Annotated in this window: 35 protein-coding genes; 28 read left to right on the top strand and 7 right to left on the bottom strand. The window is 26.7% G+C overall.

The window, feature by feature from the left end:
• Nucleotides 1-151 precede the first annotated feature (151 nt).
• Together Q3287_RS09365 and Q3287_RS09360 are read left to right on the top strand one after the other, a co-directional pair.
• Nucleotides 152-799, top strand: a complete 648-nt coding sequence (locus tag Q3287_RS09365) for a hypothetical protein (protein WP_169470175.1) — start codon at nt 152-154, stop codon at nt 797-799.
• 130 nt (nt 800-929) lie between these two features.
• Entirely contained in the window at nt 930-1,997 is a 1,068-nt protein-coding gene (locus Q3287_RS09360) for a toxic anion resistance protein (protein WP_407963958.1), read from the top strand.
• Between the two features lie 261 nt (nt 1,998-2,258).
• Here the strand turns inward: Q3287_RS09360 and Q3287_RS09355 are convergent, their stop codons facing one another.
• Entirely contained in the window at nt 2,259-2,453 is a 195-nt protein-coding gene (locus tag Q3287_RS09355; RefSeq protein ID WP_407963957.1) for a hypothetical protein, read from the bottom strand.
• 421 nt (nt 2,454-2,874) lie between these two features.
• Here Q3287_RS09355 and Q3287_RS09350 point away from each other — a divergent pair, with 421 nt between their 5' ends.
• On the top strand, nt 2,875-3,393 hold the full coding sequence (locus Q3287_RS09350) for an FxLYD domain-containing protein (RefSeq protein ID WP_169470178.1): 519 nt from the start codon (nt 2,875-2,877) through the stop codon (nt 3,391-3,393).
• 386 nt (nt 3,394-3,779) lie between these two features.
• Here the strand turns inward: Q3287_RS09350 and Q3287_RS09345 are convergent, their stop codons facing one another.
• The 3 genes from Q3287_RS09345 to Q3287_RS09335 all read right to left on the bottom strand — a co-directional run bounded on the left by Q3287_RS09345 (nt 3,780) and on the right by Q3287_RS09335 (nt 8,582).
• On the bottom strand, nt 3,780-5,858 hold the full coding sequence (locus Q3287_RS09345) for a diguanylate cyclase domain-containing protein (RefSeq protein WP_407963956.1): 2,079 nt from the start codon (nt 5,856-5,858) through the stop codon (nt 3,780-3,782).
• Nucleotides 5,859-5,923: 65 nt separating this feature from the next.
• Nucleotides 5,924-8,191 carry a response regulator gene (locus tag Q3287_RS09340; RefSeq protein WP_407963955.1) on the bottom strand — a complete coding sequence of 756 codons (2,268 nt, stop codon included), beginning with the start codon at nt 8,189-8,191 and terminating at the stop codon, nt 5,924-5,926.
• A gap of 25 nt (nt 8,192-8,216) precedes the next feature.
• Nucleotides 8,217-8,582, bottom strand: a complete 366-nt coding sequence (locus Q3287_RS09335) for an Hpt domain-containing protein (protein WP_407963954.1) — start codon at nt 8,580-8,582, stop codon at nt 8,217-8,219.
• A gap of 923 nt (nt 8,583-9,505) precedes the next feature.
• Between Q3287_RS09335 and Q3287_RS09330 the strand changes: the two genes are divergently transcribed.
• Nucleotides 9,506-9,667, top strand: a complete 162-nt coding sequence (locus tag Q3287_RS09330) for a hypothetical protein (RefSeq protein ID WP_407963953.1) — start codon at nt 9,506-9,508, stop codon at nt 9,665-9,667.
• 6 nt (nt 9,668-9,673) lie between these two features.
• On the opposite strand, the gene Q3287_RS09325 is transcribed toward Q3287_RS09330, so the two are convergent.
• Nucleotides 9,674-10,003, bottom strand: a complete 330-nt coding sequence (locus Q3287_RS09325; protein ID WP_169470184.1) for a helix-turn-helix transcriptional regulator — start codon at nt 10,001-10,003, stop codon at nt 9,674-9,676.
• Between the two features lie 189 nt (nt 10,004-10,192).
• Between Q3287_RS09325 and Q3287_RS09320 the strand changes: the two genes are divergently transcribed.
• The 4 genes from Q3287_RS09320 to Q3287_RS09305 are packed head-to-tail and all read left to right on the top strand — an operon-like array spanning nt 10,193 to nt 11,766.
• Nucleotides 10,193-10,378, top strand: a complete 186-nt coding sequence (locus Q3287_RS09320; RefSeq protein WP_243163261.1) for a hypothetical protein — start codon at nt 10,193-10,195, stop codon at nt 10,376-10,378.
• A gap of 13 nt (nt 10,379-10,391) precedes the next feature.
• Nucleotides 10,392-10,616: a hypothetical protein gene (locus Q3287_RS09315; protein WP_407963952.1), complete on the top strand. Its 225-nt coding sequence runs from the start codon at nt 10,392-10,394 to the stop codon at nt 10,614-10,616.
• Between the two features lie 28 nt (nt 10,617-10,644).
• Nucleotides 10,645-11,520 carry a conserved phage C-terminal domain-containing protein gene (locus tag Q3287_RS09310; protein WP_407963951.1) on the top strand — a complete coding sequence of 292 codons (876 nt, stop codon included), beginning with the start codon at nt 10,645-10,647 and terminating at the stop codon, nt 11,518-11,520.
• 12 nt (nt 11,521-11,532) lie between these two features.
• Nucleotides 11,533-11,766: a hypothetical protein gene (locus Q3287_RS09305; protein WP_223195726.1), complete on the top strand. Its 234-nt coding sequence runs from the start codon at nt 11,533-11,535 to the stop codon at nt 11,764-11,766.
• An 11-nt stretch (nt 11,767-11,777) separates the two neighbouring features.
• Here Q3287_RS09305 and Q3287_RS09300 read toward each other — a convergent pair whose 3' ends face one another.
• Complete coding sequence (locus Q3287_RS09300) at nt 11,778-11,966, bottom strand: hypothetical protein (protein WP_223195725.1); 189 nt, start codon at nt 11,964-11,966, stop codon at nt 11,778-11,780.
• 584 nt (nt 11,967-12,550) lie between these two features.
• Here Q3287_RS09300 and Q3287_RS09295 point away from each other — a divergent pair.
• The 10 genes from Q3287_RS09295 to Q3287_RS09250 all read left to right on the top strand — a co-directional run bounded on the left by Q3287_RS09295 (nt 12,551) and on the right by Q3287_RS09250 (nt 16,078).
• The gene (locus Q3287_RS09295; protein ID WP_074179536.1) at nt 12,551-12,865 is read left to right on the top strand and encodes a hypothetical protein; all 315 of its coding nucleotides are present in this window, start codon (nt 12,551-12,553) and stop codon (nt 12,863-12,865) included.
• The gene (locus Q3287_RS09290) at nt 12,852-13,067 is read left to right on the top strand and encodes a hypothetical protein (protein ID WP_407963950.1); all 216 of its coding nucleotides are present in this window, start codon (nt 12,852-12,854) and stop codon (nt 13,065-13,067) included. Before Q3287_RS09295 ends, Q3287_RS09290 begins: the two co-directional genes overlap by 14 nt.
• Nucleotides 13,068-13,092: 25 nt before the next feature.
• On the top strand, nt 13,093-13,368 hold the full coding sequence (locus Q3287_RS09285; protein WP_407963949.1) for a hypothetical protein: 276 nt from the start codon (nt 13,093-13,095) through the stop codon (nt 13,366-13,368).
• A gap of 15 nt (nt 13,369-13,383) precedes the next feature.
• Nucleotides 13,384-13,554 carry a hypothetical protein gene (locus Q3287_RS09280; RefSeq protein WP_407963948.1) on the top strand — a complete coding sequence of 57 codons (171 nt, stop codon included), beginning with the start codon at nt 13,384-13,386 and terminating at the stop codon, nt 13,552-13,554.
• 30 nt (nt 13,555-13,584) lie between these two features.
• Nucleotides 13,585-13,722 carry a hypothetical protein gene (locus Q3287_RS09275; protein ID WP_407963947.1) on the top strand — a complete coding sequence of 46 codons (138 nt, stop codon included), beginning with the start codon at nt 13,585-13,587 and terminating at the stop codon, nt 13,720-13,722.
• 11 nt (nt 13,723-13,733) lie between these two features.
• On the top strand, nt 13,734-14,279 hold the full coding sequence (locus Q3287_RS09270) for a sigma-70 family RNA polymerase sigma factor (protein ID WP_407963946.1): 546 nt from the start codon (nt 13,734-13,736) through the stop codon (nt 14,277-14,279).
• 29 nt (nt 14,280-14,308) lie between these two features.
• A complete protein-coding gene (locus Q3287_RS09265; RefSeq protein ID WP_407963945.1) occupies nt 14,309-14,455 on the top strand; it encodes a hypothetical protein in 147 nt (48 codons plus the stop codon).
• 10 nt (nt 14,456-14,465) lie between these two features.
• On the top strand, nt 14,466-14,705 hold the full coding sequence (locus Q3287_RS09260; RefSeq protein WP_407963944.1) for a hypothetical protein: 240 nt from the start codon (nt 14,466-14,468) through the stop codon (nt 14,703-14,705).
• 107 nt (nt 14,706-14,812) lie between these two features.
• Nucleotides 14,813-15,253 carry an RNA polymerase subunit sigma gene (locus tag Q3287_RS09255; protein WP_407963943.1) on the top strand — a complete coding sequence of 147 codons (441 nt, stop codon included), beginning with the start codon at nt 14,813-14,815 and terminating at the stop codon, nt 15,251-15,253.
• Nucleotides 15,254-15,445: 192 nt separating this feature from the next.
• Nucleotides 15,446-16,078 carry a hypothetical protein gene (locus tag Q3287_RS09250; RefSeq protein ID WP_407963942.1) on the top strand — a complete coding sequence of 211 codons (633 nt, stop codon included), beginning with the start codon at nt 15,446-15,448 and terminating at the stop codon, nt 16,076-16,078.
• Between the two features lie 228 nt (nt 16,079-16,306).
• Here Q3287_RS09250 and Q3287_RS09245 read toward each other — a convergent pair whose 3' ends face one another.
• On the bottom strand, nt 16,307-17,038 hold the full coding sequence (locus Q3287_RS09245) for a hypothetical protein (protein WP_407963941.1): 732 nt from the start codon (nt 17,036-17,038) through the stop codon (nt 16,307-16,309).
• Nucleotides 17,039-17,240: 202 nt separating this feature from the next.
• On the opposite strand from Q3287_RS09245, the gene Q3287_RS09240 reads away from it, so the two are divergent.
• The 10 genes from Q3287_RS09240 (at nt 17,241) to Q3287_RS09195 (ending at nt 26,250) form a co-directional block, all read left to right on the top strand.
• Nucleotides 17,241-18,389, top strand: a complete 1,149-nt coding sequence (locus Q3287_RS09240) for a Fic family protein (protein WP_407963940.1) — start codon at nt 17,241-17,243, stop codon at nt 18,387-18,389.
• A gap of 16 nt (nt 18,390-18,405) precedes the next feature.
• Nucleotides 18,406-18,594 (top strand): hypothetical protein, encoded by a 189-nt coding sequence (locus Q3287_RS09235; RefSeq protein WP_407963939.1) that lies wholly within the window; start codon nt 18,406-18,408, stop codon nt 18,592-18,594.
• Between the two features lie 253 nt (nt 18,595-18,847).
• A complete protein-coding gene (locus Q3287_RS09230) occupies nt 18,848-19,528 on the top strand; it encodes a BRO family protein (RefSeq protein ID WP_407963938.1) in 681 nt (226 codons plus the stop codon).
• Nucleotides 19,529-19,569: 41 nt separating this feature from the next.
• Nucleotides 19,570-20,085: a hypothetical protein gene (locus Q3287_RS09225; protein ID WP_407963937.1), complete on the top strand. Its 516-nt coding sequence runs from the start codon at nt 19,570-19,572 to the stop codon at nt 20,083-20,085.
• 3 nt (nt 20,086-20,088) lie between these two features.
• Entirely contained in the window at nt 20,089-20,733 is a 645-nt protein-coding gene (locus tag Q3287_RS09220; RefSeq protein ID WP_407963936.1) for a tyrosine-type recombinase/integrase, read from the top strand.
• A 203-nt stretch (nt 20,734-20,936) separates the two neighbouring features.
• Nucleotides 20,937-21,389 (top strand): helix-turn-helix domain-containing protein, encoded by a 453-nt coding sequence (locus tag Q3287_RS09215; RefSeq protein WP_407812252.1) that lies wholly within the window; start codon nt 20,937-20,939, stop codon nt 21,387-21,389.
• Between the two features lie 219 nt (nt 21,390-21,608).
• Entirely contained in the window at nt 21,609-22,166 is a 558-nt protein-coding gene (locus Q3287_RS09210; protein WP_407812250.1) for a recombinase family protein, read from the top strand.
• A gap of 302 nt (nt 22,167-22,468) precedes the next feature.
• A complete protein-coding gene (locus Q3287_RS09205) occupies nt 22,469-24,208 on the top strand; it encodes a hypothetical protein (RefSeq protein WP_407963935.1) in 1,740 nt (579 codons plus the stop codon).
• 22 nt (nt 24,209-24,230) lie between these two features.
• A complete protein-coding gene (locus Q3287_RS09200; protein ID WP_407963934.1) occupies nt 24,231-25,508 on the top strand; it encodes a phage portal protein in 1,278 nt (425 codons plus the stop codon).
• Nucleotides 25,486-26,250, top strand: coding sequence for a minor capsid protein (locus Q3287_RS09195; RefSeq protein ID WP_407963933.1), 765 nt, complete (start codon nt 25,486-25,488; stop codon nt 26,248-26,250). The genes Q3287_RS09200 and Q3287_RS09195 overlap by 23 nt, the downstream gene beginning before the upstream one ends.
• The last annotated feature ends 54 nt before the right edge of the window (nt 26,251-26,304 follow it).

Genomic DNA, 26,304 nt, shown 5'->3' with positions numbered 1-26,304 from the left:
GTATTGGATAATAATAAAGTTATATTTAATTAAATCACTCAATCTTGTTAATGAAAGGTTAATAATTCAAAAAAAGATGTGTTATTGAAAAATCGTAAAATATATAATAGTATTTTATCTAAGAGGAACTTAAAAAAAAGGGGGGAAAGTAATGGATGGATCTTTTGGAGCATTAATTAAAGCATATATAATTCAGATTATATTGGTTATTTTAGTTTTTTTAATGGCTTTTATACAAAGTAAATTTAAGTTTAAAAATAAGTCTTTAAATTTTATAAAAGAAAATAATAATGTATTAAATATAGTGGGTTCAAAGTCATACTTTTTTATTTTTTGTATACCATTTTTGGGGTATGTAGCTTTTGCATTGGCTATTTGGGGATTATTTTTTAATTTAAGAGGAGAATTTGAAAAAGAACATACTGAATATTTATTAAATGTAATTAAGTCTATTTATGATAAAGAAGAAGACATTAATAGACAATACAAGAAAGAGTTCAAGTTAATAGAAAGTATTTTATCTGATACTAAAAATCCTTACCACAAAATGGTAGTAGAAAATGCAATTGTTCTTGACTCATTTCTGAATGAATACAACAAGATAAAAGAATATTTTAAAACTGAAAAAGAAGATATTGATATGTATGAGGAAATAAAAATATCTCTAATTAATTTTTTAAAATGCATTTATAATATGGATAATGATTCTAAAAGAGAACTGATTTTAGATGAAAAAGAGATGTTATTAGAAGATATTAAAAAATACAATGATATGTTAAAAGAATATACAAAATTATAATATATAATTAATATTCTAGACTTCACGAATGTTAATGTTTCAAAGATTATTAAATAGATATATGAAAAAGTATATCAGTGATGAAGACTTATTTTCTCATTAGAGAGATTATTAAGGAGTTGTTATTTTAGTGAGTTGCTTAGAAAAAATAAAATATGACTATGAGTGTATATCTAAAAAAGGCAGGGAAAAAATAAATTTTAACGATAAATATGAATTTGATTTGAGAAAAAATGAAAAAGTAAAGGCTATATTAGAAGAAATAAATATAAATAATGCAGATGATCTACTTGAATTTGGAAATACATCTTCAGAGAGTGTTATGAAAACATCTGATGAGTTGCTATATTCAATGAAAAATTATTATGAAGATGATATAAATGAAATGTTAAATAAATTAAATAAGGTAATGGAAGATTTTAATTTTGATGAGTTAAAGGAAACTAAAGAAACACATTTTTTAAAGAAAATATTTAAAATAAATAAATGTGAATTAGATAAACAAATAAATAAATCTATAATGATAGTTGGTGAAGTTGAAAAGATTTATTTAGGGTTAAAAAGATATGAAATAGATTTAAGAGAGCAATTAAAAAGTATGAATATGTTGTATGAATCAAACTTTAAATACTGTAGTAGTTTGGAGAATTATATAATAGCAAGTGAAATTATTTTAGAAAATTTAGATAAAGAATTGTCTTTAGAATTAGGAGAAACATATTCTTATGAAAGAGTAGAATTTTTAAAAAATAATAAAGAGCTCTTAGAACAAAAAAATTATGATTTAAGGACAGCACTAAATATATCATTACAAAACATAACACTAATGGAGCAAATTCAAAATTATAATTTTGATTTAATGGAATTAATAACATCTTCTCTTATAATTACACTACCCATTTTTAAGAGATGTTTAACAAACTCAATAAGACTAAAAAAACAAGAAATTTTATCAATGGAAATGAATAGTATGCAAGACTCAACAAAGGATTTTTTTATAAAGAATACAGTAAATACGTCTAATGATAATTTAAAAACATTTGATAGTCAAACTGACTCATATTCTTTAGAGCAATTATATAAAAAAATAATGTGTAGTATAGAAGAATGTAAGAAAATAAAAGTAGAAAATAAAACCAATATTCAAGATAATTTTTTAAAAGTAGAAAATTTAAAAGAAAAAATGAAGTTTCAATAGCTTTTATATTAATAAAAATAATAGCAGAATAAAAATTAGTATAAATATAAAGTGTACTTATAATTTATAGAATAACTTATAAATAAATTTATTTATAATGTTTAAAGAAAGTTAAAAACAACTTATTAATAATTTATTCTAATTTCTAATCAATTGAAGATTATAAAATAAATGCCCTTACAATCTATTTATTCAGATTATAGGGGTATTTATTTTATATAAAAAGTGACTAACTTTAAAAACTAGTACAAATAAAGTTAGTTATTTTTTCTGAAAGTATTTTAGTAAGTTAATAGCTATAATTACAAATGTAAAACAAATATATACTTTAACTAAAGTCGTTAAAATCGGTTGTACTGAAATATTTTTTATTCCTACAAACCAAATCAAAAGCAAAAGAATAATTGCCACAATATACATATATATATTTATAATTTTTAATGAATTCTTTTTCATAAATATCATCTCCTATATGCTAATCTTATATATTTCAACGTACTTAGGATAGGTTTTTGGACAGAAATTTAAAAAGATTTATATGTTTTTCATTAAAAATTATGTAAGCACGAAAAATGTCTAAATAAGTATTTATAAAATTTCCAATTTTATGTAAATAAGATTTGATTTAAAAAAATAATTTAGATAAATATGGATACAGAAAAATTTAAAAAAATAATAAAATTTTCTAAATAATAAAGCTTAAAAAAGAACAGTACAAAAGTCAGTCAATTAAGGACAAGCATCTATTAAATATAACAAAATATATAAGACATACCTAAAAAAAAGTCTTTAGTAGCATGATATTACAGCTTTAGACATTAGATATATACTATAATATGATTGAGGTTATCATAAAATAATAAGAGGGGGAATTAAAATGTCAAAGATGATCAAATGTAAAGCATGTTCAAAAGAGATAGCATCTAATGCTAAATCATGTCCTAATTGTGGGGCTAAAAACAAAAAACCATTTTATAAAAGAGGTTGGTTTATAGTTGTAGTAGTATTTGTTTTATTATATGCTATTGGTACTAGTGGAAGTGGTGGAAATGATGATACTGCTAAAGGAAATGATGATGGAGCAAATAAAACAGCTAGTGTAGATAAGCCAGAAGAACCTAAGAAAGAAAAATATGAAATAGTTGGAGATATAACATCAGAAACTGATAGTATGGCAACATATATAAAAGGCGTTATTAAAAATAACAGTGGTAATGATATATCATATGCACAAGTAACATTTACTTTATATGATAAAGATGGAAACCAATTAGGTACTGCAATGGATAATATAAATGATCTTAAAAAAGATGGTACTTGGAAATTTAAAGCTATGGGAATGAATACAGATGGAGAAATTGCATCTTATGAGTTATCAGAAATAACTGGTTTCTAGATTAATAAAAAAGATAATTAGAGTAAAATTGTTTTATATTTCTCTACTTAAGTAGAAATGATGGAAAGCTATGAACTATAGAAATGAAACTCTATTTTTCATAGCTTTTTATAGAGTAGAAATATAACTTAAATAAAAAATATATAAATAATTTATAAAATAACTTATATATATAATTATTTATAATGTCTAAATTTAAAAACGAGTAAAAATAATTTTCTTTGATTATTTCTATTACTATATTAAAAATTTGTGTTGACTTGTAATTAATTGCACAAGAAAGTTAGAAGTAATCAGAATTGATTTACTTCTATTTTTCTTTTCTTATAATTGATACGAAGTGTTTACTCATATTATATGCAATAGCTTAGTATCAATGTTTTTTATTATTCTGTAATATTATTTACCATTAGTTCACTTTCAATAACTGATATTGTTGAAAATATATCTTTCATTGAATCATCATAAAGACGAAAAATACCTCTTCCAGCAGATTTTGCTGCATAAAGAGCTTGGTCTGATTGTTCAAAGAGTATATCATATTGATTGTTTGCTTTTTCAGTAGTAGATATACCCATACTTACAGAGATTGAAAAACCCTCATACTCCCCATAAATAGATTGGAAAATCTGTTCAACAAATTCAAGAAGGTTGTCATTATATTTAAAAAAAACAAGGAATTCATCTCCTCCTACTCTTGCGATAATACCATTATTACTCAAGCAATTTTTCAGACATTCTGCTGTATAGCAAAGTATTTTATCTCCAAACATATGACCTCTACTATCATTAACCTGTTTAAAATTATCTAAGTCAAGTATAATCAAAGCAAACTTACTGTCTGGCTCATCTATAAAGCTCTTTTGTATCTGCTCTTTTGCACAAGAATGAGTTAAAAGCTGAGTTAGAGAATCATGTTGTACCAGATGTTGAAGTTTTATAAGCTGACTACGCTCCTCATTAATGTCAATTACTTTTCCAACTGCTCCCATATACTGAGGAGTATCTTCAAGTAGCCATGTGGCATGACAAATAAAATGATACCATCTCTGCTCATCACCTATCTGAATTTGAAAATCATGATGGATGTCTGGAGATTCAGGAGTTGTACTACGTAGTAATCTATCTAACACTCTTAAATTGTTTATACCTATAATATGTTGAAGCTCAGAACTATGATATGGATCTATTGCGCACTTTGTTAAACCCAATTGTTTGGTACCCCAGTCTGAAAAAGTTACTATATGTGTTGCTTCTATGTATTCAAATTGAATTTCTCTAGACATCAAAGCTAAAAACTGATACTTAGTACGCTCATTTTCTAGTAGTTGCAATGTACGCTCAGATGCCAAAAATTCCTTATGTTGTAGTATATTTGAAGAAATATTGTGATGTTTTATTGGATCAGTAGTCGCTAAAGGATCATTTTGCAACTTATCTTGAATATGGTCAGAAATATCTATCAGACACTCTAGGAGAAGTGGATTAAATACTCCACATTCCTCATTCAAAATCATTTTGATTGCCTCTTCATGGGGAATTGCTTTTTTATAAACCCTATCACTTATTAATGCATCATATACATCTGCTAGAGCAACTATTTGTGCAGAGATTGGAATTTCATCTCCTTTAAGAGCATCTGGATACCCTCTTCCATCATAACGCTCATGATGCCAATGACAAATTTCATAGCTAACTTTGACAATTGGTTCATTTTTGTAAAAGGGTAATGTCTTCAGCATAGATGCTCCTGCCACAGAATGCGTTTTTATCACTTCAAATTCTTCTGGTGTAAGCTTACCAGGTTTGTTTAGGATTTCATCTGGAATAGTAAGCTTTCCAATATCATGAAGAGAGGACGCTGTGCTAATAAGTGAAATATCTGAATATGTTAAATCATATTTATCTGTTTTTTCTACTAGACGATTAAGTAGCATATTTGTCAACGTATAAATATGCAGTACGTGCAGTCCACTTTCTCCATTACGAAATTCAACAATGTTACTTAAGATATTTATCATAATCTTGCTTTGCTTTTCATTTTCATAAATCTGATCTGTTACCATTTGAGCTAATTTTTTTTGCTTTCCATAAAGCATAAGAGTATTTACAACACGTCTACGCACTATTGTTTCATCAAAAGGACGATTGATGTAATCCGTAACTCCAAGTCCATAAGCTTGATTTACATAAGAAGAGGCATTTTCAGCTGAAATCATAATAACTGGTACATCTTCAATCCAATGGTATTGGTTCATTATAGTTAATACTTCAAATCCATCCATTCTAGGCATCATTATATCCAATAGAATAAGGTCAATTTCTGTATCAGTATGCAATATATCTATAGCATGAATTCCGTCTTCTGCTTCTATGATGATATATTCATCTTCTAACATATCAGTAAGGATTGCACGATTAATTTCAGTATCATCAACAATTAATATTTTTTGTTTTCTTTTCATTTGAGTTTCTTTAAATTCATTATTTATCATCATATATCGCCCCCTTTGTGACAACACAATCATTTTTATAATGTTGATTTTAGATATTTTTTAAAACAAGTGTTAAGTTTTTCAAGTTCAATAGGTTTGGTAATATAGTTATCCATACCACAAGCATAGCCTTTGTTAACTTCTTCAATGAAAGCATTTGCGGACATAGCCACAATAGGGAGGTGGTTCATATTATTTTCTTTTTCTAACTTACGGATTTGTTGAGTTGCCTCATAACCATCCATTTTTGGCATCTGTATGTCCATAAAAACTAAGTCATAATATCCTGGCTCAACTGTTTTAATACGATCAACAGCTTCTAATCCATTCCATACCTTTTCTGTGGTTACACCAAAATAACTAATAAATTCTTCTGCAATATCCATATTTATTTCATTATCTTCAACTAAAAGGACACGACCTGAATAAGTTTTCTTACTTTCAGCTACATTCACATTGGCTGCTTCCTTTGTTTTTTCACTTGATGTTAAGTTACTCATGATGTGATATAAACGGGATTTGAACACTGGTTTTGATAAAAATGCATTAATGCCAGCTGCCTTTGCTTCTTCCTCAATATCAGCCCAATCATATGCAGTAAGAACAATAATTGGTAATTCATCACCAACTATCTTACGTATCTGACGCGTTGTTTGTAGACCATCCATGACTGGCATTTTCCAATCTATAATAACTACATGATAATCTTGGTTAATTTCATGGGCCATTTTTGTTTTCTCCACAGCTTCAATACCACTAAGTACCCATTCACAATTCATGCCAATTTCCTGTATAATTCTTACTGTGTTTTCACATGCAATTTCGTCATCATCTACAACTAGCGAACGCAAATCGTATAATTTACTATAATCAAATGTTTCTTCTTCACAGGTCTGTAATTTAATAGGAATAGTTACTATAAATGTGGTACCTTTACCAAGTTCACTTTCAATCTGAATTTGACCACCCATCATATCTACAATATTCTTTGTAATGGCCATACCAAGTCCTGTACCTTCTACTCTACTTTTTGTGGAAGTCTCTGCACGCTCAAAAGGTTGGAATATCTTTTTTATAAAATCTTCAGACATACCAATTCCTGTATCACGCATTATAAACTGATAACTGCCATAACCTTTTGTAGTTGGCGGTAACTCTCGAATAGTTAACCCAATTTTACCACCAGGTTGTGTAAACTTCAAGGAGTTACCTATAATATTTGTCATAATACGATTAATTTGTAAAGCATCTCCAATCACTTTTTCATGAGAGATATCACTAACATTGATTTCCATTTGTATATCTTTCTCAACCGCTTGTGGGTATGTAATACTAATAAAATCATCTATTAGTTCAGGTAGTTTAAAATCTTCTTCATTTAGGGAAACTTTTCCACTTTCAATTCTACTCATATCTAAAACATCATTAATTAGTCCTAACATATGACGTGAAGATGATAATATTTTGGTTAGACAGTCTTTTACTTTATCCTTCTTATCAATATCCATGGCTGCAATTACAGTAAGGCCAATAATCGCATTCATTGGAGTACGAATATCATGAGACATATTAAATAAAAATTGAGATTTTGCCAAATTTGCACGTTGTTCTACTTCAAGTTCAGCTAGAGCAGAATTCATTTCTTCTTCAGACTTGTATTTAAGTTTCAGTATGTATTGATAAAAAATAATAGCAATTAAAACTGATACACTAAGAATACTACCCATTATAACCATTACTTTTTTAGAACTGGTAACCAATTCGGAATATTCGTTAAGTTTCCTTCCTGCACCTTCTGTGATGGTAACAGATAATGCATCCAGCTTATCTAGTTTTGGTTGTATTTCTTTTGAAAAGTATGTTTCTATATCCTCCTGCGTATTGTTCTGTGATTCTGCCATTTTCAACATTTTCATCTGGTTATTATAAAGTTGAGAATAAAGTGAACGCATGGCTGGAACACTTTGTTTATCAGCTAGGTAACGATCATCTAAAAGATTAATTAATTCTATCATTGACTGATTAATAGAACTGTAATGTGTTTTTATCCCAGTTATTACATCAGAGGTTTGGGAGTAAGATAAACGTTCTGGTAATGCACGTAACAATGTCAGATTAGCTTTGACATCACCTATTGCAACAGACACAGTATATGGATGTTCGCTGACTATGTTCATTTGTTCGTTCATAGTATTAGAACTATATATAGTTATTACATAGTATATAATAACTATCACAAATATGATGCCTGACATTATTTTTGATAATAGGTTTATATTTGTTTTTATTAGTTTCTGAAACATATATTATTTCTTCCTTTCTTAAAGTTTAAGCTCTATCAATAGAGCCTTGATATTCCTTGATAGAATCAACTACTGTATTGTAATCTTCACTTACCTGTAAAAATAATGAAGTAGCTTTAATAATGTCTTCTGTACGAAGTACTTCTGTAATCAAATGGGATGATTCTTCTAATCTGTTGAATCCAAGATTTTGAGAAACTCCTTTCAATGTATGTGCAGACCTGAAAGCATCTTCAATATTACCTGTTTCTAATGATGATTTAAGTGTCTGGAAAGACTGATCTTGTAAAAACTTAGTAATATATTTTTCTATTCGTTCTTCTGAGCGAAAACGGTTAAATATATCCTGATAAGCTCCACCAAAAGATTGATAACATTCTTTAATTGTCATAATTTCACCCCCCTCTATATTCATATTACTTTATATAATATTATAATCGAATCTAGGCGACAAAAGTATTATATTTAGTTAATAAATCGAAATTTTCATTAGATAATTTATCTTATAATAAATATATAAATTTGCAGTGTACGATATTTTAAAAAGAAACACTGTAATGATTGTAAACACTGAGTTGTAATGTGTTTTTGAAAAATATCAAAAAGCACTACTTGTGGCTCACTGCAATTTTTAATATTTAGTCTTGCTGAAAGTATTTAAAATGCCCAATTTATTTTTGGAGTTTTATATTAACTAAGTGGTATGTAAATTAGAGTGGCTTTTTACTTTTATCTTAAATAATTTATGTTTTATATTAACTAAGTGGTATGTAAATGTCTTCCTCTTGCAGTGCAAGCATCTTTCTTAACATGTTTTATATTAACTAAGTGGTATGTAAATTTTTGGTGGAACTGGTACTTTTACCTCCTGCACTTCGTTTTATATTAACTAAGTGGTATGTAAATGATGAAAATAAGTGCAGAAAATAGGAAATTTTATAAAGGTTTTATATTAACTAAGTGGCGAACAGAGTAGTTTTAACTACTCTGTTTTTTATTTGTAAATTTAATAAAATTAAATAAATGGTAAATATTGGAAGTTGATTATTGCAAAAATAGGTACTATACTTGTAGTATAAAGAAGATATATATCGAAATAATACATATAAACTACGCGCGTAAAACACTTTTAAAATAATCACATTTACTTTCAGATTTAAAACTCATCTTAGGACATGACACATACAATCAAAAATATAGACTATATCAGTTTAAAAAACTTAAAAATTGAAGAAAGAAGTCTGTTGTTTTTCAGAAGTGGGGTAATTTCAAGAATATAAATCAGAATATTTTGAAAATAGGGGGGATAATTTTATGGGAGAATTAAAAATAAAATCATTAAATGAAATTGATTCCAAAGAAAACAAAATAAAAATAATAAATACTGTTACAGAAATTAGAGAAAAAGATTATAATACCTTTCTAAAAATTATGGGATATATGGAGTATTCTAAATTAAAAAATAAGGCACAATAAAGTGCCTTATTTTTTCAAAGTTTTCTGCATTAATCCTAGCACATATTCTCTTGTTTCAGAATCAACCTCATAGAAAAGTCTAACAAATTCTTCAACTTCGCTATTGTCAAGATTAAAACCTTCTAATACATCTTTGAATATTTCACCTTGTCCAGTTAGTAACCACTTTTTATTTACGTTATATTTATCGCATATGTCGTTAATAGTTCTATCTGTGACTGTTCTTACACCTTTTTCAATTGAAGATATGTGATTTTGAGAAAGATTTAAAGATTCCCCAAACTCTTTTTGAGAAAGATGTTTTATTTGTCTTAATTCTTTAATCCTAGTATTCATTTTTTCACCTCCTAGAGATACCTCTTTGAGATATTATACCATATAAAATATCTCACTACAATGGAAAATATCTGAAAAATAAGGGAAAAAATATCTCAAAGTATATTGACTTAAATCTCAAAGGGATATATAATGTAAGTATCTCAATGAGATATAAAAAAATCCTTTTAAGATTAAGGAGGGGATTAAATGAATGAAAATTCTACAAATGACTTTAGTAGAAAAGAAAAGGAAAATCTTATAAAAGATGCTAGCCTAATATATGAAACCGACTACTTAGAATTTATAAAAATTAAATATCTGCTAAAAGGAATTGCTAAAGAAAAAAGAAAACAACTGTTAAAAAAAGAAAAAAGTGACAAATGTTCAATTTAAAGAAAGGTTAGAGGTGAAAATATTGAAAATTTCAGATTTTAATAGAAATCATATAGGCAAAGCAATTCAACTTCAAGAAACAAGATTTGATACAAGTACAGATTGCATTATCACAGAAGTGGAAACAGGAGAAATAGTTGCAATGTACTACATGCAAGAAAATGATGATGTAGGATACAAAGTGATAACATATGAAGATTTAGAAAATGGTGATTGTAAATTAAAGCTATTAAATTAATGAATAATTTTAGAAGGGAGGTGATACAGTGAAATTATTAAGAGATATAAGAGAAAGAGACTGGTTTTGGATAGAAAATATTTTAGTTGACAGAGAAGATTTAACAATTTATGAAAAAATGATTTATATAGTCCTTGCAAGGCATTCAAACGAAGAAAGTTTTTGCTTTCCAAGTTATAAAACTATATCAGCAAAATGTGGATGTAGTGAAAGACAAGCAAAAAATGTAATAAAAAGTCTAGAAGAAAAGGGCTTGATTAAAAAAGAAAATAGAACAAGAGATAATTCAAATGAGAAAGAAAGTAACATATATCTTGTCTTAACAGCTAAAGTAGGTTGTGCATGTGATGCACAACATGTAGTGAATATGATGCACAACCCTAGTGCACCTCATGCACAACAGGTGGTGCATGAGGTGCACAGTAACAATACTAATATTAACAATACTAATTTAACTAGTAATATATATAGTCTTGCAAAGCAAAAAGAAGATAAAACAAATGACAAAGATATACATAAAAGAATTATTGATTACTTAAATGAAAAAGCAGATAAATCTTTTAAGAGTACAACTAAGAAAACTAAATCTCTTATTGACGCAAGACTTGCAGAAGGATTTGTTGAAGAAGATTTTTACAAAGTAATAGATAACAAAGTGCATGCATGGTTAGAAGATGCTAAAATGAGCGTCTATTTACGCCCTGAGACGTTATTTGGCAACAAGTTTGAGTCTTACTTAAATGAAGTGCCACGAATGGCTAAAAATGGAAATGAGAGTGTCAAACAAAATAAAGAAGTAAGTAAAAATAAATTTGCTAATTTTGAACAAACATTTACTCAGTATAGTAACAAAGAGTTAGATGAAATTATAAAGAAGAGTCAAAAAGCAAAGTTTGAAAAATGAGAGGTGTATTAAATGAATGAGAAAATAGAACTTACTGAAAAAGATTTACATTGTATTGCGAGACATTTACAAAATGAAGTGATGCAAATAGCGTTTCGAGGAAATAGAGAAGCCTCTACATCTTGCCAAGTTTGTGATTACTTAGAAGAATGTAGAGACAATTTCACTCATATAGATACTTTTATAAAATTAAGTAAGATAACAAATGTAAAAATTGTAACAGTTGGGCATTTCTTACCTAAATAAAACTTTTGACTCTATAGCTTACGAACTTTTTTTAAAATAGGGCAATCTTCCTCTGAAGACTTACAAATATGGCTTTTATCACAATCAGCACCCATAAATTTAGCTCCAGAAGTTATAGGCGTAGTTTCATATATACAACAAAATGAAACAGTTTCATTTATGACAGGACATTTTTTATTTATAGATCTAGAAAAACCCATATTATCACCACCTTTGTAATCAAATTAAACATATTGGTAGTATGTTTAATTTAAATATAACACATAAATTATGACAATATAGAATGAACTCTAATTTAAACTGCACGTAAGAATCTTAATTTTAAAATTGATAGAACAATATAAAGAATGAGAGATGAAAAACAGATTAAATTAAATATAAAAAGCTAGCAATAAAAATAATAGTTTTGAAAAGAGAAAATAGGATGAAAAACAGGAAATTTTATAAAATAATAAATTTGAGAAAAATTCAATATTGAAAAATATAGAAATTCAATATTGAAAAAGGGTCATTTTTCAATATTGAAATTAAAATTTGACAAAGTATTGAAAACCAATATTGAAAAAATTTAAAGAATATAGCAATTGCAATGCCTATAGAAGACGATTACATTACACGAAAAACACAGGTTTAAAGAAGTTGTCAAAAACCATTAAAAAAATGGTAATGGGAGAGAGAAAAAATAAAATTAAAAAGTTTTATAAAAATGTTATTAAATTATAGCTAAAGTTTATTAATTAATTTCCTCGTAGGAAAAATAACCTTTAATAGAAAGAGGTACAAAATGAAATTAGAAAATATGTCAAAAGAGCAAAAAATAGCGATCCTACCTATAAATGAAGCGATAGAAAAAACTAAAGAAGATGAAAAAGATATAAACAAATACTTAAGAGAAATAAAAAACTGTAAAGAAATAAAAGTAAAAATTATAAGAAAAAACGGAAGCAAAATAGATGTTACATTTGTAAATAAATATATGAAACAGTGGTTGGATGAAGAAATTGAGATTTTAATTAATGTCATGAAAAATGAGGTTGTTCAGTTAAAAAAAGAATTGCTTAAAATGAGAGAAGCAGGTGAGAAAAATGAACAGAATTAGTATCACACAAGCACTAGCAAAGTTTGATAGTTTACTAGATAAATACGATAATTTTCCAAGCTATGTGTATACGCTTGAGTATAGAGGCAAGTTCTATGAATGGATAAAACAACTTGAAAGAAAAAATGAACTAAAAAAATTTAGGATAGTTAATGCTATAATTTTTGAGCTAAATGGAGAAGAAGCACCATTTTGGAATTAAAAAATGCATTAAGGAAGGAGAGTACATGATATTTAACATTGTAATTTTGATATTATGCTTTGATGCAGTTTTCAGCATTAGAAACAATATTAGATTGAGAAAAAGTATTAAGTTAATAGAGGAAGATGTAAAAGAAATTAATAGTTTTAAAAATAGTTTATATAAAAGTGCTAATTCATCATTAAATATTGCAGTCAGAATAAATAGAGTTTTTAACGACGCAACTAAGACAGTAGAAAATACTAAAAAGATAGAGAATGAATGTCAAAAGATATATGAGCAATTAAAAAAAGATATATAAAAAGGGGTATGGTTCATGAAGAAAATATCACATATGAACATATTAGAAAAAACAGAATTCATTAATAAAATAGCATCAGAAATAAAATCTGAATCTAAGTCAATGAGTAGATATGAATCATTATTAAAAGCAACAGAAGTAGTAAAAGAGATAGAGAAAAGAGAAGAAATCATGTATGAAAAATAGTAGTAAATAAGAATAGAAAATACGAAGAAAATGGAGAAAAAAACTTTTGCAAAAGTTAGAGCTAAAACTGTTAATTCACTCGATTATAAGCAAAAGGAAGAAAATAGCAAAGATAAAGATAAGGAGATTGGCTTTCAAGTATTAAATGACGAAGATATACCATTTTAAGAGGTGATTATATGAGAAGTCTGGAAGAAATAAATAAATTAGTTGAAGATAATATAAATCTTGTACACTTTATTATAAATAAACATTTTAAATGTTTTCTAAGAAAATATCCATCTTTGAAAGAAGATTTATTTCAAGAAGGCTCTATAGGATTGTATAAAGCAACATGTTGTTTTGATGAAAATAAAGGAACATTTTCTGCAATAGCATGGCCATATATATTAGGACATTTAATGAGATTTACAACTAGATATGTTAAAAAACATTATAGAAATGATATAGATAGTTTTGAAAAATGTATCTATAGGAATGCTTATGGTGAAGAAATAAGAATAGAGGATAGATTAGCTGGTAATGAAAGTATAGATATAGAAAGTGTTCATGTTATTAAATCTTGCATAAAAAGAAGTGAGATAAAAGATATACAGAAAATAGTTTGTTTAAGAGAAAGAGGATATACTCAGAAAGAAGTAGGTAAAATGCTTGGAACTAACCAAATAACAATATGCAGAAGACTAGGAAAATTAAAATCTGAAATTAATATACTAGGAAAATAATATAAATATTTAAGTTTATTGGAGGTAAAATGAAGATTAAAATAGTTGGCGGTAGGGAAAATGAGTGTCCAGTATGCGGTGGAAGTGTATTTAAACTTAAAACAACCATAGGAATAGTTTGGCAATGCAAAGACTGTGGTTGTATGTATCAAGACTTTGAATTTAAGAAAAATTAAAGGAGGAGAAATGTTAGATTTTTTAAAAGAATTAATAATTGAAGAACTTATAAAGACAAATAGAAAGATGAATATTTTAGACACAGAAGAATTTGAAAAAGAAGTAAGAGAATTAGACATAGGAATATTAATGAGATTATATGAGCCAATGGTGTACTTACATTGTATGAGAAATGGAAATAAGGAACTTGAAAAAATGGAGGTAGAAGATTTTTTAAGAAATGCTGGTGTAGACATAGAGGAAAAGTAATCTTATTCAAAAAAGAAAGAGGAGCATTACTTCACGCTCCCGCTTGTCAAAATTCTAAAGTTGTCATCACAAAATAATTATAACATAAATGGGAGTGTGAAGTAATATTGGCCAATAAAAAAGATATTTTGTTTAGTAGTGCAGAGGGCAAGTTATATAGCTATAAAAAAGCAAAAGCAGAAATTGAGAAGATAGGTATTGATATAGAGATAATAAAGAATGGTTATAGAGGATGCAGTGGTATTGAAATTAGAGAAAAATCAAGTAAAACATATGACACTAAAAGTGTAGTTGAGATAGAAGTTGAAGAGAAAGAAAGGAAAGTATTATTAAAAGAAAAAGAGAAAAGACATAAGGAATTGCTAGTTGAAAAAATAGATAATGCAATGAAGATATTAAGTGAGGAAGAAAAGAAAATAGTCCAATATAAGTATTTTTCAAATAATAGGACATCTTGGGAGTATGTTGGTAGAATGATTGGATTTTCAACAAGTAAGTGTAAGCAGATGAGGATAGAGATTATAGATAAGATAAAAGGATTGCTTTGAAATTTTACATTTATGAGAAAACTAAAATCAACTTGATTTTTTATTAAATTAGATTATAAAACAATCAATATATAATTAGTTAGATACAATAAACTTATAGATAACTTATAGTTATCTATAAGTTTATTGTTGATTTATGCTATGAAACTTGATATTATATGAATAGATAATAATATTAAGGGGGATATAAATATGAAAAAGGCATGGTTATTTAGAGCATTACCAAATAATATTGATAGAATGAAAGAATTTAAAGCAAACAATTTGATAGGAGTTGGTTGGGATTACGTAGAGGACTTATCAGGTAAAGATATAAATGATATAGGAGAAATACTTAATAAACGTGATTATAAAAGCTCTAGATCAATGTCTAGTGATAAATCAACATTAGATATAATAGCAAATAGAATGAATATTGGAGATATTGTAGTTGTTCCACATGTGGATCTTGTGTATATAGGTGAAATATCAACAGACTATAGATATGATGAAACTAAAGCTACTGGTGAAGGATATCCTCATCAAAGAGGTGTTAACTGGATTGGAGAACCACTTTTAAGAAATAATTTAACCTTAGATTTAAGAAGTTCACTAAAAGTACCAAAAACTTGTGCAGATTTAACTCATAGATATAAAGATATCCAAATAGCACTTGGAGAAGTTACTGAAGATAAATTAGATGAAAAAGAGTTTATAACTGTAGAGTACCCAATAAGACCAGATGTAAATGTAAAAATAGAAATACCTAAAGATTTAAAGAAATCAGAGTCTGTAAGAATCGGAGAATTTATAAAAACTATATTTTTTGATGATGTTGAGGACTAAATTACACTGAAAATACTGTAGGCTAATTTGTGTTTTCATGAAAGAGTGCGTTAAAGGAACTTTTAAATGTCTAAGTCAGTATAAGATAAATTAAATTATGGTCTAAAATTTCAAATTTTAGACCATAATCTTATGTTTTTAGATAGGCCTAAAATATTTAGATTATAAAATAATCAATTTTAAGACATCCCTATTTTATTTATAATTATGTACATTTTACACTATCAGTTAATTAGAATTATTTTTATTCATATTTAAACTATTCAAATTGTTTTCCCAGTTTTTTATCTCCTTCTTAATGTCTTCACTTAAAGTATCACTTGAAGACACTTTCTTTAATTTATCATTCAAAGATTTCTTTTGTTCTTCTGAAAGATCTGTTTTTATTGTAGGATCAATAATATCTATTACATCTTTTATATCAAAGTCAACAAATTTGCATAATTCTTCTAAATGATCAATTAGAAAATCTAGACCTTCATATGACCAAATCTTATAACTTTTACCGTTTTTTAACATAAACTCATTAACTTGGTAACTTTGATTTGCTAATTCAAAGAATAAACCTGAAGGATCCATTATGTCATTTATAGAGTTTTCATAGTTAACAATATTAATTTGTCTTATTAATTTCTCTTTTTCTGTTAAGTTACTATAATTTTTGTTAACAAAAGCAACTAATCCAAATTCAAAATTTAAAATTGAATCTTTACGCTGTTTTACTGAATCTTCTCCAAATTCTCTAAGACCTTCTAAATTTTTATCAATAGCTTTATCTCTAATTTCTGTTAATTGTTCTATACTTAAGTCTTCTAAGTTTTTAGGCACTATTTCTTCATTATTTTTAGTAATTTCTTTTGATTTATCATTTGTATTTCTATTATTGAAAATAAATATAGCAGTGAATAAACTTAAAACTATTACTAAGATAATTAAACTTATATTTTTCTTATTTAGCATATTAATCCTCCTTTATGGTAATGTATATATAATTATAACGAAGAATGAATTGATTTTTAGACACTTTTATACAATCTTAAAAAATTTATATATTCAAAATTGCAATTAACAAAAATAAAACTATAGATCATAAAATAAACAATCAAAAATAGTGTAAAAAACAATACTTTTTGTTAATATTAATAGATAGAGATAAACTAAGGTGGTGATTAAACTGACAATAGAAGAATACAAAAATAAATACTCTACTGGAGATAAAATTATACTTTCCTTAAAGAGTTTTGATAATAAGGAACTATACTATCATGAAACTGAAAACATATTAAATTCAATAGATGAAATAGATAGATTAACATCAAGCAAGATATTTAAAATAATAGAAGATAAAAATGATTTAGCTTTAGAGTCTTATTATTCTAGTGTAATAGAAGGTGCCTTTTCAACTAGAAAGATTGCAAAATCTATAATTAGAGGAAAGATGAAACCAAGTAATAAAAGTGAGTATATGATTTACAATAATCATAGAGCCTTAGAATATGGATTAGATAATTTAGATAATTTATATAGTCACAAATTTATATATAATTTACATCACATATTGGGTGAAAACTGCTTAGATTCAGAAGAATATGAATACAGAACTGAAAAAGTATATGTATGTGATTCAAAAGGTGAGATTATACATACAGGACTTGATCCTTTGAAAATATATAACTTTATGGATGAATTAATAACTTTTATGGAAAATAGTAAGGTAAATGATTTAGTAAAGAGTACAATAATTCATTTCTATTTTGTGTATGTCCATCCTTTTAGTGATGGTAATGGAAGAACATCAAGAGCCTTATCATATCTATATTTAATTAATAAAGGATATGATACTTTTAAAGAGTTTTCAATATCATATATGATATCTAAAAACAGAACTAAGTATTATAAGGCTATACTAGATGTAGAGAATAAAGGATATAATTTAACTGTATTTATAGAGTTCATGCTAAAGTCAATAATACAGTCTATAAATGAAATGAGAGACATGCATGATAGAAAGTCTTTAGAGAGTGTATTAAAAGAAGAGTTGTTTGAAAATGATATTACTCTATCAGCAACAGAAGAACATATATTAAAATATATTTGTAGTAAAGATAACTATTCTATGACATTAGAAAATTATATTAAAAAGAATAAAAGTAGATACTTAAAGGCTGGAATAAAGGAAATTGAATTAGTTGACCAGTTGATGGAAGTATTTAATAATCTTGAAGAAATAGAGATTTTATCTAGAGAAAAGGATGTATATAAAGTTAATGAGAAGTACTTAAAAATGCTTGATATAGACTACTTTAGATAATCTAGAGAGGAAATATATGAATAATAAGAAAAAGGCATTCTTGATTTCTGGAGCTATAAATGTAATTTCATTAATTATTGTTTTTGCATTATTTCGTTATAATATTATAGAAAATAGTACAAGAAATATGATAATAACTGTGATTCTAATTTTTATTTTTGAAATTATAAAAATAAAAATTATAGAGAAATATTATAACCTATAAACAAGAAATACATTTCCTAAGAGCATATTCTAAAGTATGCTCTTAATTTAATTGCGTAGATTCAAATTTAAATAATGTCTTTTTTGTAGACGATTTATGTACGATTTATGACCGATTTGTGTACGATTTGTGTCTTTTAATCATGATAAGATTGTATTGTGATAAAAACATATTTAATAAAAAATGGCTTGGAATTTATATTCTGGGTCTTTTTTTATACAAAAATTTAATAAATAATTTAGGAGGAAGTAGTATGTTGAAAATTTTACAAGAGAAGAACATAAGAATGATATGGTCAAAAGATGGTAGTGAAGTTTGGTTTCATGCTGGTGATGTAGGTGAAGAATTAGGTGTAATTCAAATTAACTCTACTCTAAGAAACATAAATAGTAAATATAAAAAGAAGATTACTAATGAGTTTTTAAAAGTGCATGATATGCACTATTCAAATTTTAAAGAGTTATATAGAACTGGTGAAATATTTATAAAACCTCATGCAGTATACAACATAGCTTTTAGGAGTAATAAGCCAGAAGCAAAATTATTTACTGAATGGACTACAGAGGTTATAGACCAAATTAGAATACATGGTTATTATATTGCTACAGAAAAAGACCAAGAATGGTTGGATATAAGAACAGAAGGTAAAAAGGTAAGAAAAGATTTTACTGATGAAATACAAGAGTTTGTTTATTATGCTATTAGTCAAGGTAGTAATAAGCCTCAAATGTATTATAAACATTTTACTGAACTTGTAAGAAAAAAACTAGGAATCCCAAAAGATGTAAAAAGAGATGAATTAAATCAAAGTGAATTGTTTGATATACAAGCACTTGAAAGAGTCATATCTATGAAGTTGCCTAAGTTGATAGATAAAGATATGAACTATAAAGAGATATATAGGAAAATTAAAGAGTTAATAGAGATAATTTAATGCTATCTATATAGATGGTATTTTTTTATGTAATAAAATAAGTGCTTTTAAGAGAGGTGTTTGAAATTAAACGAGATATAACAGAAGAAGTTTTAAGTGCTGCATATGTACCAGATAATCTAAAGTATTATGACAGTGTAATGAGAGAAACTCCTGGCATGTATGGAAGAGAATGTTCTTTAGATTTTATAAAGAAAAAGCAAGAAAAACTCTTGAAACTAAAAAAGAAGGTTAAAAGAAATTATAATTCTAAGATTGATAAGTTAGATTTATATTTAAAAGTTTTAGAAGAAAGTATAATTGATGAGTCTGATCATGTTGAATTAGTTACATTTAAGTTATATTTGCAGTTAGAAAATGTGGTGAAAGTAACTAGAACTGTAAATGATTTAGGATTTAGAATAAAGACCAGTACTTATTCAAAAGAGAGAAGATACACTACAAATGATATAACCTCTATAATTACAGATTCTTTTGCTAATGTAGATGAAGATTTAAAGATGTTAGTACAAGAAAGGCAGAGAAAAAATTATTATGGGAATAAGGAGTGTTTTTAATGAATGGAAGCACATAAAGGACAAAAAGTTAATCCTATAAAAGATATTGAAGATGTCTTTAGACTTTTAAATTTTTTAGAGGAATGGAATGAAAGAAATTACTTGTTAGCTATATTTGGAATGTGTACTGGACTTAGAATAGGGGATATATTAGCACTTAAAGTTGCAGATGTAACAGATGTAAAATTAGATAAAAAAGGGAAGAAGATAAGAGTATCTAAGGATTGGATTAGAGTTATAGAGGAAAAAAGGGATTATGACAGAGAAGTTTTCTTATCTGATGTAATAAAGGGGGCTATAGAAAACTATACTCAAGATAAACCTGGAGAGGAGTTCTTATTTAAAAGCGGTAAGAGAAAAAAGTTTAATAGACCTATTCAAACAAGGCAAGCAGGAAGAATAATAAAAGGAGCAGCAGAAAAGGTAGGGATTAAAGAAAATGTTGCAACACACTCTTTAAGAAAGACATTTGCAAGACATATTTATGATGAGGAAGAAAATAAGACTTATGCTTTAGAACTTATAAGAAAGATATTGGGCCATAAGAATATAGAAGTAACAAGACGATATATTGGAATAGATAAAGAAGAAGAAATAAAAGCAATAACTAAATTTACTAATAAATTAAAGAAAAGAAAAAGAGATTAACATTATTATAAATTAGCTCTAAATTTCATATGTTACGTTTTTCAGCAATAGGACATTACAAAAGTGTAAAGGCCTTTAATAATAGAATTTCCAAAGAATAGAATAGATTTATTAAGAAGTCTGAAAATGTATATTGAAGGTCATTTTTAGAGAGATTAAAACAAATGTATATGTAATAGATATTTAAGTAAAGGAGTGATTTCTTGAGTGAAAAAGATGTTGATATAGTTAATACAGGATATAGAAGATTAGAAGAATTAACCCAAGAAGAATCAAAGTTAGTATCTCTCTTGATTTCAGGTTTTACTGTAACAGATGCTGCTAACTTAATTGGTATTAGTAGACAGACTGTTTATAACTGGATGAATAGGGAACATGTTAGGAAAGAAATGGACAGGCGTAAGCAAGAGCTGGCAAGCCAGGGAAACTCAATAATATTAAAAGATATAGAATCCTATGTTAATAATATTAAGGCATTGGCCAAAGATAATAGTGATAAGAGAGTAATGTTAGCAGCCAATCAATATCTTATAAATCGTATTTATGGTAATCCTACAAATACAGTTATTCAAGAAGAGAATGGTAATGGTATGGAAACTGGTGAAACAGAAATAGAAGCAGCCATAGCTAAGATAAGAATAAGAACAAAAAAATAATTCTTAATAAGCATTATTTTAATTAAAAAACTACCATTTTACAAATATTTATTGTAAAAATAAAGCATAGTGTAAATTTACATTTGAAAAGAACTTACTTTTGTAAAAATAGAATTCAAAAACGGATTAATTTACAAAAAGCATGATAAATGCTTGATTCTATTTTTACAAACGTGATATACTTTATTTATAAATAAAATATATTGGGGGAATTGCCAAATGGTAGTAGGTTATATAAGAGTTTCAACAATAGAACAAAATGAAGATAGACAAATAGTCACAATGAAAAATCATAGAGCAGAAAAAGTTTATCAAGAAAAAATAAGTGCCAAGGATATTAATAGACCACAGTTAAAGGCTATGCTAGATTTTGTAAGAGAAGGCGACACAATAGTTGTACATGATTTTAGCAGACTTGCTAGGAGTACTAAAGACTTATTGGATATAGTTGAACTTCTAGAAAAAAAGCATGTAAAATTAATAAGTGCTAAAGAAAACTTAGATACTAATACATCTGCAGGAAAGTTGATGCTTACAATGCTTGGTGCAATATATGAATTTGAAAGAGAAAACATGCTAGAAAGACAAAGAGAAGGTATCGCAATAGCTAAGGAACAAGGTAAATACAAAGGACGTAAAGAAGTTAAGATAGAGAACTTTAGTAGTTATTATGATAGATATAAAACTAGAGAACTTAATAAGACTCAATTGGCTAAAGAATTGGGAGTAAGTAGACCAACATTAGATAGATTAATAAAGAGCCATGAGAGTAACTAAGAAGAGCAATATATATGCTAAGTTAATTTTAGTGGGGCAAATTCATAGAATTATGCCCTTTAATTATGTCTGAAATAATTATAAATAACTGTTTTTAAGTATAGGGGGTATCCTTCTATTTCAAAAAAAGTATTTTTTATAGAAAATGAGTTTTGGAAATTTTCTAGCAAAATTTAAAAACCAGAGATACATCTTGAAGAAGGTGATTTTATTATAGAAAAAATTATATTGTTCATTTTATTAATTATATTATTAACTGAACCTAAAAAGAAAATAGAAGAGATAAAAGGATGTAAATACCAGTGGATAATTTAGAAAGAAATATACAACTTATATTTAGTTATCTAGCAAAGACTTTTATAAGAAATGGAGCAGCAATAAAAGATGCTGAAAATGAAGCAAATGTACTTATAAAGTCTAATGCAAATAATCTTTTTGGTGTTAATGGTCTTGCCTATCAACTTGGGAAAATAAATTTAGAATTTTTCTGTATGTACTTTATGCAAGATACCTATCTACCAAAGGAAGATAATGCTGCTGCACCTATAGCTAAAGTTCATCATGAGTTATGGGAAGATATACAAGAATCTATAATTGGAGATGGTTCACAACAATTAGGGAGAATTTATCCAAGAGGTACAGGTAAAAGTGCTTTCGGAGATTTAGCAACAACTGTATGGTCACACTGTTATAAACATAAAATGTATACATTAATTTGTTCAGATATAGGTTCTACAGCAGAAAAATTTGTAAAAGATATAAAGAATGCTTTACTTGAAAATGAGTCTATCAAAAAAGCATTTGGAGTACTTTTAAATGATAATGATAGAAAATACATTTGTAATAGTACTCAATTAGAATTAACTAATAAAACCTTTATTGAAGCAATATCATCTTCATCACCAATGAGAGGAAGAAAATACAATAATAATCGTCCTGATCTTATCATACTTGATGACTATCAGTCAGAGGAAAATGTTAGAACAGAAGATGCTAGAGAAAAAAAGTTTAAAAGATTTTCTGATGACGTAAAATATGCTGCACAAAAACCAGTTATAAGAAATGGTAAAACTATAAAAAGAGGAACAACTTTTATAGCACTGGGTACTTTACAACACAAAGAATGTTTCTATAGTAGGCTAAAGAATTTGCCAACATGGAAGTTTAAATGCGAAAAAGGAGTTTTAGTTGATAATGTAGATGAATTATTTAACTCTGGATTATGGCTAAAATTCAAAGAACTATTATTTGATTTTAAAAATACAAATCATCTTGAAGATGCTAAAGAGTTTTACTGGGATAATGAAAAAGAAATGAAATTTCCTATATTGTGGCCAAGTTTTTGGGATTGTTTAGATATGGCTTTAAGTTATTATGAAAACCCAACCTCTTTTAAACAGGAAGTACAAAATGATGTAAATTCAATAGGTGAAAAATGGTTTAAAACAGTAAGAACTGAATCTAGGGAATGTATTGAAACACATAACTTCAAAAAGACAATGCTATTATGTGATCCAGCATCTGCTGGTGGGTCTAAACATGACTATAGTGCTTTTCTTGTTGGGAGTGAGTCATATAATGGTTTACTATATGGGAGATTAGCAGAACTAGCTAAAATAAATGCTAGAACTGATTTTGATAAATATATAGACCATATGATTTATTTATTAAAAGTGTATCCAGATATAACACATGTTTATATAGAAAAAAATACATTTAATGGTGCAGATGCTAATCAATTAGAACTTAAAATAAAAAATGATGATATTCTTTACTACAGAGATATAGAAATCATTAATGAGCACCAAAAGAAAAATAAAGATGATAAAATCTCTACTTTAATACCTGTTTTAAATAAAGGTCAAATGATTTTTGCAGAAGAAGATAAGGAATTTATACAGCAAATCCTTGATTTTACAGGACAAAAGTACTCTCTACATGATGATGCACCAGATATATCAGCAGAATTTATAAATAGGATTTTTAATATTAAAGTAAATGAAAGTATTACACTATTAGATAGAAGAAATTTAGGTCTTTGATTGTATGGAGGTGATGCATTAAGTGAAAATAGATTTAAATTTATTAAGAGAGATATATGATGACTGGAGTTTAAAAAAGCAAGAATACAACACTATGTATAAGTATTATAAAGGTGAAACAGATGCTATTAGTAACTATAAAATGGTTACCAAGAGGTCTAATAATAAGATAAACACTAATTTCTTAAAAAAGTTTATTAATGAAGAAGTCGCTTATTCTCTTGCAAATAAAATTACCTATACAAGCAGATTGGGTGATGAGAAGATTATAAATGATTTAGAATACTATACTTGCCATTGGAGTAAAAAGCATGATTCAGATTTATTGAGATATACACTATTATTTGGATTTTGTTATGAACTTTACTATGTAAAAAACAATGAAATGAAAGTAAGAATAATAAAACCAACAGATGGCTGTCATTATGAAAATGAAGATGGAGAGATTATCTATTTTTTTAGAGAATTTAAAAAAGATTTTAAAGATGATATTTATATAGATATATATGATAAAGAATACATATATCATTTTGATTCAAATTTCAAAGAAGTTGAAAGCCCTACAGTAAATAATATATTTGATGGCAATGTGCCAATATCAATTTGCAAAAGAAGTGAAGAACTAGGAAAAAATACAATATTTAATGATATAAAAGGGTTACAAGATGCTTATGAAACTAATTTAAGTGATATAAGTAATGAAATTAGTGATTTTAGAAATGCTTATTTAACCTTCTCTGGATGTAATATTAAAGAAGAAGATTTGCCAAGGATGAAAGAACTTGGAATACTTCAAGTTAATGGAGATGGAAAAATAGAGTGGCTTATTAAAGACATGAATGATACATTTGTTCAAAATACACTATCTTCAATAAAAGAAAATATGTATGAAATTACATCTCATATAAATCACAATGAAAAAATGCAAAGTAATACATCAAGTCTAGCAGTTATAGCAAGATTAATCAGTACAGAATGGATTTGTAGCCAAAATAATGATAGTATTGCAGATACTTTATTTAATAGGTACAAATTATTGTGCATTTGGCTTAATAAAAAATATGGTTTTGACTATGATTATAAAGATATTAAGGCTAAATTTACCCCTAAGATACCACGTGATGATTTAGTTGTAGCAAATATATTAAGTCAACTTGGAGATAAATTATCTACTGAAACCGGATTATCTCAACTAAGTTTTATTGATAATCCTCACGCAGAAATGGAAAAGGCTAAAAAAGAACAGGAAATAGTTTCAGAGGGAGAGATTTTATTAGATGAATCAAAAGATTATAACTAAATTGACTGAAGATATATATAAATCTGCTGAAAATAGAACAAAATCATTTTATAAGTATCAAAGAGAAAATAGAGATAAACTTTTAATAGAAGTGGCTAAGATACTGCTTTCACATGATATTTTCAATGAATATCTAGATATTAGCATTAAAGATAAGAAAAGATTAAGAGCAAAACTTAATAAAATTATAAATGAGTATTCAAATAATTATGATGAAGAAATAAAAGATATAGAAAGCATTTTATCTGATTCATCTAGAAATAAGTATTCAAATCTAGTGATTTTATTAGGAGTAATAGTAAAAATTAGAGACATGAATAATCTTAACAGTAAAATTATAAATAAAATAGTAAACAACAAAGTTGATAGTAAGCATTGGAGTGATAGGCTTTGGAATAATAAAAAAGGTATAGAAGAATCTCTTAAAAAAGAAATAAAGAATTTTTTAAATGGAAAAACTTCTGTAAATAAAATAGAGAAAATAATAAGAGATAAATATTCAACTGGAGCAAGTCAAACAAGAAGGTTAGTAGAATCTGAAGTATCTAGATGCCAAAATGAAGTGAATGAGTACTTCTTTAAAACCCAAGGTATTATAAAAGTAATGTACTGTGCTGATTTAGATTCTAGAACATGTAATGATTGTAGTATTTATAATGGTCTAACTTTTTATGTAAATGAATCAAGACCTTCATTACCACAACATTGTTATTGTAGATGTGAATATATACCTATTCTTTAACGCATATTGATTTGATATGTGTATTTGTTATGTTTAAATTTATAAAAAGGAGAA

This window comes from Clostridioides sp. GD02404, from assembly GCF_045898275.1.
GTDB classification, from domain to species: domain Bacteria; phylum Bacillota; class Clostridia; order Peptostreptococcales; family Peptostreptococcaceae; genus Clostridioides; species Clostridioides difficile_A.
Note: the sequence above shows the minus strand (reverse complement) of the source record. Positions and strands in the feature narration are given on the sequence as shown.

What these genes read in the sequence shown, in the direction of transcription:
- Q3287_RS09365 (WP_169470175.1), top strand. Translation starts at nt 152, where the DNA reads ATGGATGGATCTTTTGGAGCATTAATTAAAGCATATATAATTCAGATT.
- Q3287_RS09355 (WP_407963957.1), bottom strand. Translation starts at nt 2,453, where the DNA reads ATGAAAAAGAATTCATTAAAAATTATAAATATATATATGTATATTGTG.
- Q3287_RS09350 (WP_169470178.1), top strand. Translation starts at nt 2,875, where the DNA reads ATGTCAAAGATGATCAAATGTAAAGCATGTTCAAAAGAGATAGCATCT.
- Q3287_RS09345 (WP_407963956.1), bottom strand. Translation starts at nt 5,858, where the DNA reads ATGAAAAGAAAACAAAAAATATTAATTGTTGATGATACTGAAATTAAT.
- Q3287_RS09340 (WP_407963955.1), bottom strand. Translation starts at nt 8,191, where the DNA reads ATGTTTCAGAAACTAATAAAAACAAATATAAACCTATTATCAAAAATA.
- Q3287_RS09335 (WP_407963954.1), bottom strand. Translation starts at nt 8,582, where the DNA reads ATGACAATTAAAGAATGTTATCAATCTTTTGGTGGAGCTTATCAGGAT.
- Q3287_RS09330 (WP_407963953.1), top strand. Translation starts at nt 9,506, where the DNA reads ATGGGAGAATTAAAAATAAAATCATTAAATGAAATTGATTCCAAAGAA.
- Q3287_RS09325 (WP_169470184.1), bottom strand. Translation starts at nt 10,003, where the DNA reads ATGAATACTAGGATTAAAGAATTAAGACAAATAAAACATCTTTCTCAA.
- Q3287_RS09320 (WP_243163261.1), top strand. Translation starts at nt 10,193, where the DNA reads ATGAATGAAAATTCTACAAATGACTTTAGTAGAAAAGAAAAGGAAAAT.
- Q3287_RS09305 (WP_223195726.1), top strand. Translation starts at nt 11,533, where the DNA reads ATGAATGAGAAAATAGAACTTACTGAAAAAGATTTACATTGTATTGCG.
- Q3287_RS09300 (WP_223195725.1), bottom strand. Translation starts at nt 11,966, where the DNA reads ATGGGTTTTTCTAGATCTATAAATAAAAAATGTCCTGTCATAAATGAA.
- Q3287_RS09295 (WP_074179536.1), top strand. Translation starts at nt 12,551, where the DNA reads ATGAAATTAGAAAATATGTCAAAAGAGCAAAAAATAGCGATCCTACCT.
- Q3287_RS09290 (WP_407963950.1), top strand. Translation starts at nt 12,852, where the DNA reads ATGAACAGAATTAGTATCACACAAGCACTAGCAAAGTTTGATAGTTTA.
- Q3287_RS09285 (WP_407963949.1), top strand. Translation starts at nt 13,093, where the DNA reads ATGATATTTAACATTGTAATTTTGATATTATGCTTTGATGCAGTTTTC.
- Q3287_RS09280 (WP_407963948.1), top strand. Translation starts at nt 13,384, where the DNA reads ATGAAGAAAATATCACATATGAACATATTAGAAAAAACAGAATTCATT.
- Q3287_RS09275 (WP_407963947.1), top strand. Translation starts at nt 13,585, where the DNA reads ATGGAGAAAAAAACTTTTGCAAAAGTTAGAGCTAAAACTGTTAATTCA.
- Q3287_RS09270 (WP_407963946.1), top strand. Translation starts at nt 13,734, where the DNA reads ATGAGAAGTCTGGAAGAAATAAATAAATTAGTTGAAGATAATATAAAT.
- Q3287_RS09265 (WP_407963945.1), top strand. Translation starts at nt 14,309, where the DNA reads ATGAAGATTAAAATAGTTGGCGGTAGGGAAAATGAGTGTCCAGTATGC.
- Q3287_RS09260 (WP_407963944.1), top strand. Translation starts at nt 14,466, where the DNA reads ATGTTAGATTTTTTAAAAGAATTAATAATTGAAGAACTTATAAAGACA.
- Q3287_RS09250 (WP_407963942.1), top strand. Translation starts at nt 15,446, where the DNA reads ATGAAAAAGGCATGGTTATTTAGAGCATTACCAAATAATATTGATAGA.
- Q3287_RS09245 (WP_407963941.1), bottom strand. Translation starts at nt 17,038, where the DNA reads ATGCTAAATAAGAAAAATATAAGTTTAATTATCTTAGTAATAGTTTTA.
- Q3287_RS09235 (WP_407963939.1), top strand. Translation starts at nt 18,406, where the DNA reads ATGAATAATAAGAAAAAGGCATTCTTGATTTCTGGAGCTATAAATGTA.
- Q3287_RS09230 (WP_407963938.1), top strand. Translation starts at nt 18,848, where the DNA reads ATGTTGAAAATTTTACAAGAGAAGAACATAAGAATGATATGGTCAAAA.
- Q3287_RS09220 (WP_407963936.1), top strand. Translation starts at nt 20,089, where the DNA reads ATGGAAGCACATAAAGGACAAAAAGTTAATCCTATAAAAGATATTGAA.
- Q3287_RS09210 (WP_407812250.1), top strand. Translation starts at nt 21,609, where the DNA reads ATGGTAGTAGGTTATATAAGAGTTTCAACAATAGAACAAAATGAAGAT.
- Q3287_RS09195 (WP_407963933.1), top strand. Translation starts at nt 25,486, where the DNA reads ATGAATCAAAAGATTATAACTAAATTGACTGAAGATATATATAAATCT.